The sequence below is a fragment of the Amycolatopsis sp. NPDC004169 genome (genome assembly GCF_040610315.1).
Lineage (GTDB): Bacteria > Actinomycetota > Actinomycetes > Mycobacteriales > Pseudonocardiaceae > Amycolatopsis.
This window is the reverse complement of the sequence record NZ_JBEXMD010000017.1, coordinates 157967-173435: the sequence shown is the minus strand read 5'-3', so window position 1 is coordinate 173435 and position 15469 is coordinate 157967. Positions and strand designations below refer to the sequence as shown.

The following is a 15469-nucleotide window of genomic DNA, read 5'->3' as shown; positions in this document are numbered from 1 at the left end:
GTCCGGGTCGAGCGTCACGCCGGCTTGCGGGCTGCCGCCGAGGCCCGCCCGGTCCTGGATCGAAATCCACGACCCGGACAGGTGCTCGTCCCAGAACTCGGCGACCAGCCGGGCCTCGGCGCCTAACGAAGGCGGAGCAGGCGGACCAAGGCTGACGGGGTGATCACGCCACGGCTGCCGTGGACGGACGGTCACGCCCGACCGGCGTCGCCGCAGCCGGCCGAGGCCCGGCCCGAGACGGCCGCGCGGGCGGTGCCGGGCTCGGGGTGCAGCGGAAGCAGCCGGTCCAGGCCGAGCAGCTGCAGCGGCCGCGTCACCGCGGTCTCGCCGGCGGCGATGGCGTACGGCACGTTCCGGGCGGCGGCCTCCCGGTAGGCCTCGACCAGCACGCTGAAGACGGTCGAATCGCAGAAGCTCGTGTCGGTGAGGTCCGCGATGACGCCGCGGGCGCCGGCGCGGATGGGGCCCAGCAGGGAGTCCCGCAGGGCTTGTGCGTGGTGCAGGTCCAGTTCGCCCGCGCAGCGGACGGTCACGACCCCGTCGTCCGTCGTGACGGCCGGGCCGACGGTCGGGTGGTCGGTCATCGGTTCTCTCCTCCTCGGGCGCCCACCCGCGGGGTACCCGCCACGGCGCAAGATCATCCACACCGCGGCTGCGACATCCGAGCGAATCCGATGCACAACCGTTGCGCAGCGGTATAACGTCATCCGGGTACGGGTTCCGCGCCCGTCGCCGGCCGCGGCGGTTGCCACGCCGCGCGGCCGGCCGGATCCGGCTGACGCGGGCCGGATCACCGGCGCCGGGCGGCGCCGGAGGGGACGCGGCAGGCCATCGCCCGGCCGCCGCGTCCCCGCCGCGGCCCCGTGTCCGCGCCCGTGCGGCCGCCTCTCCTCGCTAGACTTCGACAATTCGCGTCCGCGAGGCGAAGGGGCAAGGTGGAACCCGACAAGGACACGCCGTCCGTCGCCGGTGCCTGGGCGCCCGGCAAGGTGGCGGAGCTGCTCGGGGTGTCGCCGGTGACACTGCGCAGCTGGAGCGCGCGGTACGGGATCGGCCCGCCCGCCGGTGCCGGCCGCCACCGCCGCTACTCCGACGCCGACGTGCGCCGCCTGCAGCACATGCAGCGGCTCGTCGCGCGCGGGATGCCGGTGCGGGAGGCCGCCGAGGCGGCCTTCGACCGCGCCTCGGCCGGGCTCGAGGTGCCGGCGTCGCGGCGCGCCCGCGAGCTCACCGACGCCGCCGAAGAGCTGCGGTACGCCTCCGTGGCCGGCCTGCTGGACGAGACACTGGGCACCCTGGGCCCGGCGGCGGCCTGGACCGACGTGCTGGCGCCGGTTCTGCGCGGTCTTGGCGACCGCTGGCAGCGCGGTGACACGTGCTTCGCGTCGGAGTGGGCGCTGACGTCGGAGATCTCGCTGGCCTTCGAGCGCTTCAGCCGCCGGTTCCCGGAGGCCGTCCCGGGCCGCCCGGTGCTGCTGGCGTGCTGCCCGGCGGAGCGGCACTCGCTGCCGATCGAGGCGCTGCGGGCCACCCTGGCCGAGGCGGCGGTCCCGGTGGCGTACCTGGGCCAGCTGGTCCCGGCGGAGACGGTCGCGGACCTGGCCGCCCGCCTCGACCCGGTGCTGGTGGTGCTGTGGTCGATGGCGCCGACCACGGCCGACGACCTGCTGGCGGCGCGGATCCGGGCACTGGGCCGCGAGGTCGGCACGGCCGGACCGGGCTGGGCGCACCTGGGGGACCGGGGCTTCCGGTGGGTGAACGACCTGGCGTCGGCGATGGAGCTGGCCGTGGCGCACGCCCAGGCCTGAGGCTCAGTTCAGCTCGCCCAGCACCCGCTTCAGCTCCGGCACCACCTCGTCGCCCAGCCGCTCGAACTCGCGCTTCAGCAGCGGGCCGGCCAGCTTCGCCAGGCCGTGGAACTCGATCGTCGCGCGGTAGCGGACCGTCGTGCCGTCCGGGCCGGCCGAGAGCGTGAAGTCGTCGGTCGAGGTGGCCGTCTTGTTCTCGCCGACGAACGTCACCTTCCCCGGCTCGCGGCGGGTCAGCCGGTAGTCCAGTTCCGTCTTCCGGCCGCGGAACTCCGACACGTTGTGCCACTGGGCGCCCACCGTGATCGGCCCCGGATCGGTGCGGGTGCACGAGATCGTGCCCGGGTCCCAGTCCTCCGTGTGCGCGAAGTCGGCCAGGTACTCCGCCACCGCCCCGATCGGTGTGCCCACCGTGACCGTCCGCTCGACCTGCACCATGTTCGCCTCCCGAATCGCTGCAACTGCGTTGCAATTCTAGGGTGCGCCGCTCACCGGAGCACGGTGAGACATCGATGTCAATCTTCCGAATTCTTGTCCTCCTTGTCTTCTTGACCCTGTCGCCGGTCGCGGCGGAAGCTTCCTGGCAACGTTGTCACCCCCACGGCGCCCCGCCGCGCCAGGTCCCGGTTGCCGCCCGAAGAACGGAGTCCGCATGGCGGAGGAGAACGAGCGCGCGGAGGTGGCCGCGGTGTCCCGGCGGCACGTCCTGACCGCGGGGACCGGGCTGCTCGCCGGGTTCGGCCTCGCGGCCGTCCTGCCCGGGACGGCGGCGGCCGCGCCGGCCGCGCCCGAGAGCCGCCGGAGCGATCTCGCCCTGTTCCGGCCGGTCCAGGTCTCCTCGACCGACTACGCCGCCACCCCGGCCGAGTTCGCCGTCGACGGGCTCGCCGAGGTCGGCGTCCGCGGCTCCGGCTGGCGGGCCGCCCAGGGCGACGGCCAGTGGATCGTCGTGGACCTGCAGGCTTCTTGCGCCATCGAATCGGTCCTGCTGACCTTCGAAGCCCGGCCCGGCGACCCGGCCTTCGACGCCGGCGCCTCCCGCTCCCGCACCAGCGGCTTCGAGGTCCAGTCCAGCTACGCGACGGCGTTCGACCTCGACGTCTCCGGCGACGGCAAGGCCTGGCGCACGGTGCACCACACCGACGCCGGCACCGGCGGTGTCGTCACCATCCCGGTGGCCGTCACGGCGCGCTGGGTCCGCTTCACCGCGAGCCGCCGCTCGACGGGCAACCCGCTGGGCCTCAACGGCTTCCAGGTCTTCGGCACCAGCCGGGAAGCCCGCCCCGCCGTCCGCGGCTGGACCAGCTTCCCGGTGCGCCCGCACGACGACCCGCCCGCACTCGCCGTGGCGGCCGACGGCACCGTGCCGCTCGAATCCGGCTGGGTGCTCACCATGGACGACTGGGCGCCCACCGGCGACGGCACGGCCCTCTCGGGGACCACTGTGGACACCCGCGGCTGGCTCCCGGCGACCGTCCCCGGCACCGTGCTGGCCTCGCTCGTCGAGCAGGGACAGCTGCCCGACCCGGTGTCCGGGATGAACAACCTGCACGTCCCGGAAGCGCTCTCCCGCCACGCGTGGTGGTACCGCCGCCGCTTCGCGCTCCCGCGCGGCCTGGACACCTCGCCGGGGCGGCACGTCTGGCTGGAGTTCGACGGCGTCAACCACGAGGCGCGGATCTGGCTCAACGGGGCCGAGATCGCCACGCAGAGCCACCCGTTCGGCCGCGGCGTCCACGACGTCACCGCCGCGCTCCGCCGCACCGGGGACCAGGTACTGGCCGTGAAGATCTCACCCATGCCGCGGCCCGGCAGCCCCGGCGACAAGGGGGCGAACGGCAGTTCCTGGGTCGACGCGGGCGGCACGATGTTCGACAACTCGCCGACCTACCTCGCCGTCTCCGGCTGGGACTGGATGCCCGCGGTGCGCGACCGCGCGTCCGGTCTCTGGGACCACGTCCGCCTGCGCTCCACCGGCGCCGCCGTGCTCGGCGACGTCCGCGTCGACACGAAGGTGCCGGACGGGAAGACCGCCTTGGTGACGCTGACCGTCCCGGTCCGCAACGCGGCCCCCACCGCCCAGCGCGTCAAGGTCACCGCCGCGTTCGGCCCGGTGAACGTGTCGAGCACGGTCACCGTCCCGGCCGGGCAGACCACCGACGTCGGGTTCCCCCAGCAGCGGGTCGAGAACGCGAAGCTGTGGTGGCCCAACGGCTACGGCGACCCGGACCTGTACGACCTGACGCTGACCGCGGCGATCGGCGCGGCCACGAGCGACCGCCGGACGGTCCGGATCGGCCTGCGCGAGATCGGCTACCGCTACGACCTGCCGATCGTCATCGCCGACAGCCGGGCCACCCAGACCGTCGAGCTCGGGCCGCAGAACGCCCGGTTCGTCCGCATGCAAGGGCTCCGGCGCGCCACCAGCTGGGGCTTCTCGCTCTGGACGATGGCCGTGCTGAACGGCTCCGGCCCCGACCTGGCCCAGGGCAAACCGTCGGCGTCGCAGTCGGTGGCCGACGGCAACCCGCCCGAGCGAGCCTTCGACGGCGACCCGAACACGCGCTGGACTTCCGAGTACAGCGACAACCAGTGGCTGCAGGTCGACCTCGGCGCCCCGACGGCGTTCGACCGCGTCGTGCTGACCTGGGAGACCGCCTACGCGGCGACGTTCAAGATCCAGGTGTCGCAGGACGGCGACACCTGGACCGACGCCGCGTCGGTCGACAACAGCCCGAAGCCGCTCACGTTCCTGGTGAACGGCGTCAAGATCTTCGCCCGCGGCGGCAGCTGGGGCTGGGACGAGCTGCTGCGCCGGATGCCGGCCGAGCGCGCCGACGCCGTCGTCGCGATGCACCGGGACATGAACTTCACGCTGATCCGCAACTGGGTCGGCTCGTCGTACCGGCCGGAGCTGTTCGACGCCTGCGACAAGTACGGCATCCTGCTGTGGAACGAGTTCTGGGACGGCTGGTCGACCGACCCGGCCAACCACGACGTCTTCCTGGCCCAGGCGCAGGACACCGTGCTGCGCTACCGCCACCACGCCTGCGCGACCGTCTGGTTCGGCTGCAACGAGGGCACCCCGCCGGCGGTGATCGACAACGCGCTGCGCGAGATCGTCCACTCCAACACCGACCTGCTCTACCAGGGCAACTCGGCGGGTGGCGTGATCACCGGCGACGGTCCCTACTACTGGCAGGACCCGAAGCGGTACTTCACCGGCGAGGCGACCGGCGGCAAGTACGGGTTCTGGAGCGAGATCGGCCTGCCGACGGTCTCGGTCGTCGAAAGCATGCGCAACCTGGTCGGCGCCGGTGACCCCGGCTGGCCGATCGGGGCACCGTGGTTCCTGCACGACTGGTCCACCAACGGCAACCAGTCCCCGCAGAGCTACCTGGCGGCGATCGACGCCCGGCTGGCGCCGTCGACGAGCCTGGCCGAGTTCTGCCGCAAGGCGCAGTTCGTCAACTACGAGAGCATGCGCGCGATCTTCGAGGCGTGGAACGCGAAACTGTGGTCCGACGCCACCGGCGTGCTGCTGTGGATGTCGCACCCGGCGTGGCACAGCACGGTGTGGCAGACCTACGACTACGACCTCGACGTCAACGGCAGCTACTACGGTGCGCGCAAGGGCTGCGAGGCCCGGCACGTCCAGGCCGACCTGACGACGTGGCAGGTGCGGGTGGTCAACCACACGCCGGGCGCGCTGACCGGCGTGACCGCGACCGCGCGCCTGTTCTCGCTGGAAGGCGCGTCACTCGGCGCGCCGGTGCAGCAGCAGCTCGACGTCGCCCCGGATGCGGCCGCGGCCGCGTTCACGGTCCCGTTCGCCGGCGGCCTGCCGGACCTGCACCTGCTCCGGCTGACCTTGACGGACGGCCGTGGCACGGTCCTGTCGGAGAACACGTACTGGCGGTACCGGACGGACACGGCGATGCGGGCCCTCAACCAGCTCCCGGGCGCGCGCCTGACGACGTCGCTGCGTCCCGACGGCGACGCCTACACCGCGACGGTCCGCAACGACGGGCGGACGGTGGCGGCGATGATCCGGTTGTCGCTGCGGGAGAAGAACGGCACCGACCGGGTGCTGCCGACCCGCTACGGCGACAACTACTTCTGGCTGCTGCCGGGCGAAAGCCGTACGGTCCGCGTCGAGCCGCGGCGGCGGGTGCCCCACGCGAAACTGCTGGTGGAGGCGTACAACGTGGCCGCGAAGCTGATCTAGCGGGAATTCGTCGCCCGCGACCAACGCGGGAGCTGAATTCGTCGGCCGCGACGAACTACGCTGGTCACGTCCCGCCTAGCTTCGGGAGGTGCTCGTTTCCGTGAACCTGCGCCCGCGCGCCGGCCTCGGCCGCGTCCTCGACGACCTGGGCGGCACGCTGCTGGACCTCGTGCTCGGCGACGGCGAACGCCAGGGCGGCATCGGTGGCGTCGCCATCCACGATCCGCTGGACGAACCCGCGCTGCCGCAGAACGCCCTGGTACTGGGCGTCGGCCTCGCCGAACCGGACGAGATCGTCCGGCAGCTGCGGACGCTGGCCCGCCACGACGCCGCCGGGCTCGTCCTGCGCGCCCCGGTCACGGTGACCCCGGCCATCGCCGCCGCCGTCGAGGAGACCGGTGTCGCGGTGCTGGGGCTGGCCCGGGGCGCGTCCTGGGCGCAGCTCGCCGCGATGCTGCGGTCGCTGCTGGCCGAGGGCGACGTCGGCGACGCGCAGCCGGAGACCCTCGCCGGGCTGCCGTCGGGCGACCTGTTCGCGGTGGCCAACGCGATCGCCGCGCTGATCGACGCGCCCGTCACCATCGAAGACCGGCGCTCGCGCGTGCTCGCGTTCTCCGGACGGCAGGACGAAGCCGACCCGTCGCGCGTCGAGACCATCCTGGGCCGTCAGGTGCCCGAGCGGTTCGCCCGGATGCTGGCCGAGCGCGGGGTGTTCACCGAGCTGTACCGCAGCGACCAGCCGGTGTACGTCGACCGCCCGCCGGAAAGCCCCGACGGGTTCATGGTGCCGCGGGTCGCCGTCGCGGTCCGGGCGGGTGACGAGATCCTCGGCTCGATCTGGGCCGCGGTGACCCAGCCGCTCACGCCGGACCGGACGCGGGCCCTGCGCGACGCGGCCAGCCTGGTGGCGTTGCACCTGCTGCGCATCCGGGCCGGCGCCGACGTCGAGCGGCGGCTGCGCGCGGACCTGCTGAGCACCGCGCTCGAAGGCGGGGCCGCCGCGCGCGAGGCGCTGAGCCGGCTCGGCCTGGCCGACCAGCCGGTCGTCGTGCTGGCGCTCGCGGTGGTCGGGACCGGCGCGGCCGACGCGGAGCTCGCCGCCGACCGGCAGCGGCTCAGCGACGGGCTGGCGATGCACCTGAGCGCGGTCCACCCCCGGTGCGCGGCGGCGCTCGTGGGCGACACGGCGTACGGCCTGGTGCCGGTGACCCGGGACACCGACGCCGAGCAGCGCGCCCTCCGGATCGCCCGCGACTTCCTGGACCGGGTCGGCGACCGCGTCCGGGCGGTGGTCGGCATCGGCCCGGTGGCGCGCAGCGCGGCCGACCTGCCGGAAGCCCGCGGCAGCGCGGACCGGGCGTTGCGCGTGCTGCGCGCGGGCAGCGGCGCCGGCCGCCGGGTCGCGCTGCTGGCCGACGTCCACGTCGAGGCCCTGCTGCTGGAGCTGCAGGACCTGGTCGCCGCGCGAGGGGACCGCCCGACCGGCGTGGTGGCCCGCCTGCTCGCCTACGACGCCCAGCACCAGGCCCACCTCGTCGAGACCCTCCGAGCCTGGCTCGACGCCTTCGGTGACGTCATCGCCGCCTCGGCCGCGGTCCACGTCCACCCCAACACGTTCCGCTACCGCCTCCGCCGCCTCGCCGAGGTGGGCGGCTTCGACATGACGGACCCGGAGGCGAGGTTCGCGGCCATGCTCCAGCTCCGCGTCGTGGCCCCACCACCCACCTGAGGCCCCGACACGCGTGATTGCCGGGCCGACACGCGTGATTGCGGGGACGACACGGCAGCGCCCGGGGCCGGCCGGCGTGTCGACCTCCTGACCACGCGTGTCGACTCTCCGATCACGCGTGTCGACCCTTTGCGCACGCGGAAATTGCGTTGGCGGCGGAGGCGGTCGTCACCACTCTTCCCCGGAACTCGCCTGCCGCGTCGAACGAAGGGAGCCGGCCGTGCGTCACGCCGTCGTCTCCCGTCCGCGGTCCGAGGTGATCCTGCCGGCCCGCCACCCGGTCAGCCGCGGGGGAGGGACGCCACCCCGGCCAGCAGCCGGTCCACGTCGTCCTCGGTCGTGTACGGGGCGATGCCCGCCCGGACCGCCCCGGTGTCGCCCAGCCCCAGGTGCCGCGAACACTCCAGCGCGTAGAAACTGCCCGCCGGCGCGTTCACGCCCAGCGCGCCGAGGTGCTCGTACACCGCCTGCGACGGAACACCGTCGACGGAGAACAGCACCGTCGGAGTCCGCCGCCGCCCCGGCGCCCCGTGCCGCGTGACTCCCGGCAGCGCGGCCAAGCCCCCGTCGAGCCGCGTCAGCAGCGCGTCTTCGTGCGCCTCCAGCTCCGCCATCGACGCCGCCAGCCGCGACCGGCGGGCCCCGGCCCCCGGCACGAGCCCGGCGAGGAAGCCGATCGCCGCCGTCGTGCCCGCCAGCAGCTCGTACGGCAGCGTGCCGAGCTCGAACCGCTCCGGGACCGCGTTGGTCGACGGCAGCAGCTTGTCCGGGTGCAGCGTCTCGAGCAGCGACGGCGCCGCCGCCACCACGCCCAGGTGCGGCCCGAGGAACTTGTACGGCGAGCACGCGTAGAAATCGGCCCCGAGCTCCGTGAGGTCGACCAGGGCGTGCGGGGTCAGGTGGACGCCGTCGACGTACAGCAGCGCGCCCGCCCGGTGCACCTCGGCCGCGATCGCCGGGATGTCCGGGCGGGTGCCGAGCAGGTTCGACGCCGCCGTCACCGCGACCAGCCGGGTGCGCTCCGACAGCAGCCCGGCGACCGGGGCGAGCTCGCCGGTGGCCGGGTCGAAGTCGAGCCAGCGGACGGTCGCGCCGGCCGCGGCCGCGGCCTGGACCCAGGGCCGGATGTTGGCGTCGTGGTCGAGGCGGGTCACCACCACCTCGTCGCCGGGGCCCCACTTCTGGGCCAGCGTCCGGGAGAAGTCGTACGTCAGCTGCGTCATGCTGCGGCCGAAGACGACACCCGCCGGGTCGGCGGCGAGCAGGTCGGCGACGGCGAGCCGGGCTTCGGCGACGACCTCGCTCGCCCGGCGCTCGGCGGCGGTGACGACGCCGCGGTTGGCGATCGCCGCGCACAGCGTCCCGGCCACCGCGTCCCCGACCACGCGGGGGACCTGCGAGCCGCCCGGTCCGTCGAAGTGGGCGGCGCCGCCGTCGAGGGCCGGGAACTGCGCTCGAATGGTCTGAACGTCGTAGGTCACGGCGCCAGCATGCCCAACGCCGGCCACCCGCCTCAAGATCCCCGCGGCGGACGGCGGCGGGGGGCGCCGAACGGCCGGGACGTCAGCGGTTGCGGGGGTGCTGCCGGGCCCGGCGCTCGTTGCCGTGCTTGTAGTTGCCGGTCACCCGGGCCATCAGCAGCTGCTGGTCGTCACCCCGCGCCACCGCGGCCAGGAACCGCGCGGCCGCGGCCCCGCGCAGGGTGCCCGCCGGACGGCCGTGGTGGGTGATGGTCACGGTGCCGCGCTCGTCGCGGTAGGCGAAGCCCTGCGGTGTCCCCATGGGCTCAGGGTGGCACGGGCGGCAACCGGTTTTCCCGGGGCCGGATCGGGGGTTTCCCGGATGGTGCCCGGGCCGGGACCCGACAGAATGCCAGGATGACCGGAGGGGGAGCAGGGGTGCGGGCCAGACCGGTAACCGGGTACGTGCTGCTCGGCGCTCAGCTGCTCGTGCTGGTGGCGCTGCTCGTGTCGTACAACGGCGGCCGCTGGCGGTTCCCGGCCTACCGCGTCGACCTGGACGTCTACCGGCTCGGCTCGACGGCCGTGCTGCACGGCCAGGCCCTCTACGGCACGCTGCCGCCGACCGGCGACGGCCAGTTCCTGCTCTTCACCTACCCGCCGTTCGCGGCGATCCTGCTGACCCCGCTGGCCGTGCTGCCGTACTGGGCCGCCTGCCTCGCGCTCACCCTGCTCACGCTCGGGGTGCTGGTCTTGGTCCTGGTGGCGGTGCTGCGCGCGTTCGGCGTGCGGTGCGACTGGCCGCGCGTGGTGCTGCTGCTCCTGGCCGCGGAGGTCTTGGAGCCGGTGCTGCGCACGCTGTACGCCGGGCAGATCGATCTCCTGCTGCTGGCGTTGGTGGTGCTGGACGTCCTGGTGGACCACCCCCGCCTGCCGCGTGGCCTGCTGATCGGGCTCGCCGCGGCGATCAAGCTGACCCCGGCGGTGTTCCTGCTGTACCTGCTCCTGCGCCGCGACACGCGGGCCGCGGTGACCGCCGTGGTGACGTTCCTGGCCGCGACGGCGGTGGGCTTCCTGCTCGCCGGTGCGGACTCGGTGCGGTACTGGACGAGCGCGCTCTGGGACACCGGCCGCGTGGGCGAGCCGACCTACGCCGGCGACCAGTCGCTGCTCGGGCTGCTGGCCAGGGCCGGGGTGCCGGTCCCGGCGCGGACGGCGTGGTGGCTGCCGCTGGTGGCGGTGGTGCTCGTGCTGACCGTGTGGGGGGTGCGGCGCGCGCTGAACGCGGGGGAGCCGGCGGTCGCGCTCGGCCTGAACGCCGTCGGCGGGCTGCTGGTCTCGCCGATCTCGTGGACCCACCACTGGGTGTGGGCCGTGGTCGTCCTGCTCGGCTGGGCGGAACTGGCCCGCCGGACGCGGCGGCGCGGATTCGCCCTCCTGGCCGGGACGGGCGTGGTGCTCTTCGTCGCGGGGCCGCAGTGGTGGTGGCCGCGGGGCGGGGAGGTGGAACGGAACTGGACCTTCGTCGAGCAGCTCACCGGCAACGGCTATGTCCTTTTCGGACTCGTGGTGCTGCTCACCGCGGTGCTGGCGCGGTTCCCGCGGCGGGAGGACGACCTCGTCAGCGTGGTCGGGCCGGCCCGCGCCGGAGCCAGCCCGCGCCCAGGATGAGCATGGCCGTGCCGATGGCCAGGTCGAGGCAGATGCCGGCGGTGTTCATCGGCAGCACGTCGGAGACCGCCCGCGGCAGCGGGAGCAGCCCGGCGAAGCCGACCACGACGTAGCAGACACCGGCGGCGACCAGGAACCGCGCGGCCCAGCGCGAGGAGCGGGTGCAGAACACCGCGGCGGCGCCGGTCAGCAGGTGCACCAGCGTCCACACCCCGGACACGGCCAGCACGCCGAACAGCACGCGCGGCCCGCTGCCGCCCGGGACCCCGGCCATCAGCTCCAGCGCGGCGAGGACGAGGAACAACAGGCCGATCAGCATGCCCATGCCCTGCACGGGGGCGGGACCCCGCCGGGGCGCCCGGGTCTCGGGTTCGGTGGCCGTCATGCTTCCGGGGTTCCCCGCCCGAACCCTTTTAATGCACTGCATTCGGGGTATCCGGGCACGATCCGGACCGCCGAGGAGGACTGCCACGATGACCGAGTACCGCCACACCGCGACCGCCGACATCCCCGCCGACGAGCTGTTCGCCTTCCTGAGCCACCCGGAGAACCTGCCCCGGTACTTCCCGGAGATGAAGGTCGCCGAGCCGCAGGGCGGCGACACCGTGCACGTCGAGGCCGAGGTGCACGGCAACCGCGTCGCGAGCGAGGCGTGGCTGCACACCGACGCCGCGACCCGGTCGCTGCAGTGGGGCGCGGAGGGCCCCGACGACTACCACGGCGAACTGCGCATCCGCGAGGACGGCCCGGCGTCCTCCGAGATCACCGTGACGCTGCACAGCGTCCGCGAAGCCGACGGCGGCGAGGTCCAGCAGGGCCTCGAGCGGACGGTCGCGGCCATGACGCACGCCGCGAGCGCCGACGCCGACGTCGAAGCGGCCGAAGGCCAGGGCGGCTGGACCTCCTACGACGACAAGAGGGACACGTCGAGCTGAGGCGGGAACGGCCCGTAGGCGTTGGCGCGGGCGCCGCGGGCGCGCACGGCCGGCACCGCGAACAGGTACTTGAGCAGCTTCGGCGGCGCGGCCCCGCGGCCTCGCGCCCGAGCGGCGGCCGCCCGCCGCTCGACCCGCACCTGGTCGGCCTGCACGCGCTCGATCGCGCGGATCCGGTCGGCCTGGACGCCCGCCAGGTCGGCGGGCGTGACGCCGCCGCGGCGGAAAGCGGGGATCAGCCGGTTCGCCGCGGCGACGGCGTCCTGGACCGCCATCAGGATGCCGTTGCCGCCGACCGGGGAGATGACGTGCGCGGCGTCGCCGAGCAGCAGCAGGCCCGGCCGGGACCAGCGGTCCACCCGCGAGATGTCGACCGACAGCAGCGTGGTCTGCGAGAAGTCCGTGAGCAGGTGGGCCCGGTCGGCCAGCCACGGCACGCGCTCGCGCACGAAGGCGCGGATCGGCTCGACCCCGCGTTCGCGCAACGCCGGGTACGCGCCCTTCTCGATGCTGTAGCCGACCTGCCAGTCGCGGACGCCGCCGAGGACGCCGACGTAGGCGTCACGGCCGAAGTAGAGGTCGAGGTCCGCGTCCGGCGGGTCGCCGGGGGTGCGGGGCAGCCGGAACCAGAGCAGGTCGGTGGTCGCGCCGAGTGGCCGCGCGTCGAGCCCGGCCAGGCGCCGGACCGTGGAGAACCGGCCGTCGGCCCCGACGACGACGTCCGCGGCGAGCTCGCCGCCGCGGTGGCGGACGCCGGTCACCGTGCCGTCGCCGTCTTCGAGCAGCCCGGTCACCTTGGCGCCGGTCCGCAGGGTGAACGTCGGCAGCTCGCCGGCCCGCTCGGCGAGGAAGTCGAGGAACCGCACCTGGGGCATCAGGGCGACGTAGCCGAACGGCGTCCGGAGGCGGTCGTAGTCGGCGGCGCGGTAGACGCCGTCCGGGGTGTGGAAGCGGAACGAGCGCGCCTTGAAGTGGTCGAGTTCGAGCAGGTCACGGGCCAGGCCCAGGCGGTCGAGCAGTTCGAGGGTGTAGGGGTGCAGCGAGTCGCCGCGGAAGTCGCGGTCGAAGTCCGCCCGCGACTCCAGCACCGTGACGTCGATCCCGGCGCGGGCCAGGAGGTAGCCGAGCAGCAGCCCGCCGGGCCCGCCACCGGCGATCGCGACGCTCACGGCGTGTCCGTGGTCAGCCGGAACACGGCCATGCCGGGCAGGTGCTCGAGGATCTGCTCAGGTGTCGCGTCCTGGGGAACCGGGAAGGCCCGGATCGCCCACGGCACCGACATCGCGGCCAGGTAGGCGGCGACCACCGCGGCGGCTTCCTCGCCGCCGATCTCGTCGGCCCGCCGGTCCTCGCGGCGGCCGTCGGACAGCAGCGCGCACTCCGGCGTGGCCAGGAGGTTCTCGACCCAGTCCCGGTCACGGACGGGGGAGACGAGGTAGTGCCGGCCCCCGCGCGCCACCACGGCGAGCGGCACCCGCCGCGGCTCACCGGTCCGGCGCCCGCGCGTCTCGACGACGCGCAGCGCGTACCCGCCTTCCGGGGGCGCTTCGGCGGGGGCGTCGATCAGCTTGGCGGTCATTTCGGCGTTCATCGCTCGGACGTCCACGGGCTCCACGGTAGCAAAACTAGCTAGATTGTCTAGCTAACTTAAAATGACCCGGTGGAAGACAGTCCCGTCGCGCTCCGCGTGAACCTCGCCTTGCGCGAGCTGCTCGCGCAGGCCCACGACGTCCAGATCGCGTTGGCCCGCCGCCTCGGCCTGGGTGCGACCGACGTCCAGGCACTGCAGCACCTGGCGACGGGCACCCCGATGGGCACGGTCGACCTCGCGCACGCGCTGAAGATCCGCTCGGCATCGGCGACGGTGCTGGTCGACCGCCTGGAAGCCGCCGGGCACGTCCGCCGGGACCCGCACCCGCGCGACGGACGGCGGGTCACCCTGGTCGTGAGCGAGGCGGCGCGGGCCGAGGTCCGGGCGGCGCTGGCCCCGCTGGTCGACGCCATCACCCGGTTGACGGACGGCTTGGCACCGGGACACGCCGAGGTGGTGGCGCGGTTCCTCGGCGACGCCACGGAGGTCCTCCGTGCTTACGCTGCGGAGTCGCCGGAAGCGGGTTAGCGTTCCGCGCATGCGAGACGAGCCCGCGCTGTGGCTGTTCGCCGACCAGCTCGGGCCGCACTTCCACAGCACGCCCGAGCACCGCGAACGCGACGTGCTGCTGATCCGGTCGGCCGCGGCCTTCGCCGCGAAACCCTTTCACCGGCAGAAGCTGCACCTGGTCCAGGCCGCCCTGTACCGGCTCGAAGCCGACCTCGGTGACCGCGTCACGCTGATCGACGCGCCCGACTACCGCACCGGCCTGCGCCGGTTCGGGCGGCGGGTCGTGGTGCACGAGCCGAGCTCGCACGCGGCCGATGCCTTCGTCCGGCGGCTGCGGGACGAAGGCCTCGTCACGGAAATCCTGCCCACGCCCGGTTTCGTGCTGTCCAAAGTGGACTTCGCCACCTGGGCGGCCGGGCGCAAGCGGTTCGTCATGGAGGACTTCTACCGCGACCAGCGCCGGAAGTTCGGCGTCCTCCTCGAAGCCGACGGCGAACCCGAAGGCGGGCACTGGAACTACGACCACGACAACCGGCAGCCGCCGCCGAAGACCACGCGGCTCGGCGTCCCCGCTCCCTGGCACCCGCGGGAGAACGAGATCGACGACCGGGTCCGCGCCGAACTCGACGCGGCCGAGCAGGCCGGGCGGATCCACCCCGTCGGCGTCGACGGGCCACGGCAGTTCGCCGTCGGGTACGACGAGGCGAACCGGGCGCTGCGGCGCTTCCTCGACCACCGGCTGCCCTCCTTCGGCCCGCACCAGGACGCGATGCTCACCCACGACTGGGCGATGGCACACGCACTCCTTTCGGTGCCGCTGAACCTCGGGCTGCTCGACCCGCGTGACGTCGTGCGCCGCGCCGAAGACCGGTACCGGGCGGGGGAGGCGCCGCTGAACAGCGTCGAAGGGTTCGTCCGGCAGGTGCTCGGCTGGCGGGAATGGGTGTGGCACCTCTACTGGCACCAGGGGCCGGACTACCTGCGCCGCAACGCGCTGCGGGCCCACCGCGAACTGCCCGGCTGGTGGCGGACGCTGGACGCCGACGCGGTCGAGGCCGCCTGCCTGCGCACCGCGCTGGCCGGGGTCCGCGACCGCGGTTACGCCCACCACATCGAACGCCTCATGGTGCTCGGCAACCACGGGCTGCAGCGCGGGTACGACCCGGCCGCGCTCACCCGCTGGTTCGCCACGGCCTTCGTCGACGGCTTCCCGTGGGTGATGCCGGCCAACGTGATCGGCATGAGCCAGTACGCCGACGGCGGGCTCGTCGCGACCAAGCCGTACGCCGCCGGGGGCGCCTACGTCAACCGGATGAGTGACCACTGCGGCGGCTGCGTCTTCGACCCGAAGAAGCGGACGGGGCCCGATGCGTGCCCGTTCACCGCGGGGTACTGGGCGTTCCTCGACCGCAACGCCGAGCGCCTGCGCGGCAACCACCGGATGCGGCAGCCCCTCAGCGGCCTCGGCCGCCTGGCGGACCGTGCCGAGGTCGTGGCCCAAGAGGCGCAGCGCGAGCAGTTCTGATCGTATAACGAC

At 74.0% G+C, this 15469-nt stretch carries 14 protein-coding genes; 7 read left to right on the top strand and 7 right to left on the bottom strand.

Translation table 11 applies throughout. The annotated features are described in order from the left end of the window. Window positions 1-191 precede the first annotated feature (191 nt). On the bottom strand, window positions 192-584 hold the full coding sequence (locus tag ABZX11_RS23955; protein WP_176169806.1) for an STAS domain-containing protein: 393 nt from the start codon (window positions 582-584) through the stop codon (window positions 192-194). 351 nt (window positions 585-935) lie between these two features. Here ABZX11_RS23955 and ABZX11_RS23950 point away from each other — a divergent pair, with 351 nt between their 5' ends. Continuing rightward, window positions 936-1808, top strand: a complete 873-nt coding sequence (locus tag ABZX11_RS23950) for a MerR family transcriptional regulator (RefSeq protein ID WP_354916440.1) — start codon at window positions 936-938, stop codon at window positions 1806-1808. A gap of 3 nt (window positions 1809-1811) precedes the next feature. On the opposite strand, the gene ABZX11_RS23945 is transcribed toward ABZX11_RS23950, so the two are convergent. Then, the gene (locus ABZX11_RS23945) at window positions 1812-2246 is read right to left on the bottom strand and encodes an SRPBCC family protein (RefSeq protein ID WP_176169805.1); all 435 of its coding nucleotides are present in this window, start codon (window positions 2244-2246) and stop codon (window positions 1812-1814) included. 214 nt (window positions 2247-2460) lie between these two features. On the opposite strand from ABZX11_RS23945, the gene ABZX11_RS23940 reads away from it, so the two are divergent. Beyond that, window positions 2461-6036 carry a discoidin domain-containing protein gene (locus ABZX11_RS23940; protein ID WP_354916436.1) on the top strand — a complete coding sequence of 1192 codons (3576 nt, stop codon included), beginning with the start codon at window positions 2461-2463 and terminating at the stop codon, window positions 6034-6036. An 88-nt stretch (window positions 6037-6124) separates the two neighbouring features. Next, window positions 6125-7765 (top strand): helix-turn-helix domain-containing protein, encoded by a 1641-nt coding sequence (locus tag ABZX11_RS23935; protein WP_254896655.1) that lies wholly within the window; start codon window positions 6125-6127, stop codon window positions 7763-7765. Between the two features lie 281 nt (window positions 7766-8046). Here ABZX11_RS23935 and ABZX11_RS23930 read toward each other — a convergent pair whose 3' ends face one another. Together ABZX11_RS23930 and ABZX11_RS23925 are read right to left on the bottom strand one after the other, a co-directional pair. Next, window positions 8047-9246, bottom strand: a complete 1200-nt coding sequence (locus ABZX11_RS23930; protein WP_354916432.1) for a cysteine desulfurase-like protein — start codon at window positions 9244-9246, stop codon at window positions 8047-8049. A gap of 82 nt (window positions 9247-9328) precedes the next feature. Beyond that, window positions 9329-9547, bottom strand: a complete 219-nt coding sequence (locus ABZX11_RS23925) for a hypothetical protein (protein WP_176169803.1) — start codon at window positions 9545-9547, stop codon at window positions 9329-9331. A gap of 116 nt (window positions 9548-9663) precedes the next feature. Here ABZX11_RS23925 and ABZX11_RS23920 point away from each other — a divergent pair, with 116 nt between their 5' ends. Next, entirely contained in the window at window positions 9664-10896 is a 1233-nt protein-coding gene (locus ABZX11_RS23920; protein ID WP_354916428.1) for a glycosyltransferase 87 family protein, read from the top strand. Here ABZX11_RS23920 and ABZX11_RS23915 read toward each other — a convergent pair. Continuing rightward, window positions 10847-11281, bottom strand: coding sequence for a DUF4383 domain-containing protein (locus ABZX11_RS23915; RefSeq protein WP_354916425.1), 435 nt, complete (start codon window positions 11279-11281; stop codon window positions 10847-10849). The genes ABZX11_RS23920 and ABZX11_RS23915 overlap by 50 nt on opposite strands. 88 nt (window positions 11282-11369) lie before the next feature. On the opposite strand from ABZX11_RS23915, the gene ABZX11_RS23910 reads away from it, so the two are divergent. Beyond that, window positions 11370-11831 (top strand): SRPBCC family protein, encoded by a 462-nt coding sequence (locus ABZX11_RS23910; protein ID WP_176169802.1) that lies wholly within the window; start codon window positions 11370-11372, stop codon window positions 11829-11831. Here the strand turns inward: ABZX11_RS23910 and ABZX11_RS23905 are convergent. Both ABZX11_RS23905 and ABZX11_RS23900 read right to left on the bottom strand, forming a co-directional pair. Next, complete coding sequence (locus ABZX11_RS23905; protein WP_354916422.1) at window positions 11801-13000, bottom strand: FAD-dependent oxidoreductase; 1200 nt, start codon at window positions 12998-13000, stop codon at window positions 11801-11803. The two genes, ABZX11_RS23910 and ABZX11_RS23905, sit on opposite strands and share 31 nt — an antisense overlap. Then, window positions 12997-13437, bottom strand: a complete 441-nt coding sequence (locus tag ABZX11_RS23900) for a nitroreductase family deazaflavin-dependent oxidoreductase (RefSeq protein WP_354916419.1) — start codon at window positions 13435-13437, stop codon at window positions 12997-12999. The genes ABZX11_RS23905 and ABZX11_RS23900 overlap by 4 nt, the downstream gene beginning before the upstream one ends. 54 nt (window positions 13438-13491) lie before the next feature. Between ABZX11_RS23900 and ABZX11_RS23895 the strand changes: the two genes are divergently transcribed. Further along, complete coding sequence (locus ABZX11_RS23895; protein ID WP_176169800.1) at window positions 13492-13950, top strand: MarR family transcriptional regulator; 459 nt, start codon at window positions 13492-13494, stop codon at window positions 13948-13950. 10 nt (window positions 13951-13960) lie between these two features. Then, a complete protein-coding gene (locus ABZX11_RS23890) occupies window positions 13961-15457 on the top strand; it encodes a cryptochrome/photolyase family protein (protein ID WP_354916415.1) in 1497 nt (498 codons plus the stop codon). Window positions 15458-15469 lie beyond the last annotated feature (12 nt).

Excerpts from the sequence above, each read along its gene's own strand:
- ABZX11_RS23955 (WP_176169806.1), bottom strand. The coding sequence starts at position 584 with ATGACCGACCACCCGACCGTCGGCCCGGCCGTCACGACGGACGACGGG.
- ABZX11_RS23945 (WP_176169805.1), bottom strand. The coding sequence starts at position 2,246 with ATGGTGCAGGTCGAGCGGACGGTCACGGTGGGCACACCGATCGGGGCG.
- ABZX11_RS23940 (WP_354916436.1), top strand. The coding sequence starts at position 2,461 with ATGGCGGAGGAGAACGAGCGCGCGGAGGTGGCCGCGGTGTCCCGGCGG.
- ABZX11_RS23925 (WP_176169803.1), bottom strand. The coding sequence starts at position 9,547 with ATGGGGACACCGCAGGGCTTCGCCTACCGCGACGAGCGCGGCACCGTG.
- ABZX11_RS23915 (WP_354916425.1), bottom strand. The coding sequence starts at position 11,281 with ATGACGGCCACCGAACCCGAGACCCGGGCGCCCCGGCGGGGTCCCGCC.
- ABZX11_RS23910 (WP_176169802.1), top strand. The coding sequence starts at position 11,370 with ATGACCGAGTACCGCCACACCGCGACCGCCGACATCCCCGCCGACGAG.
- ABZX11_RS23890 (WP_354916415.1), top strand. The coding sequence starts at position 13,961 with ATGCGAGACGAGCCCGCGCTGTGGCTGTTCGCCGACCAGCTCGGGCCG.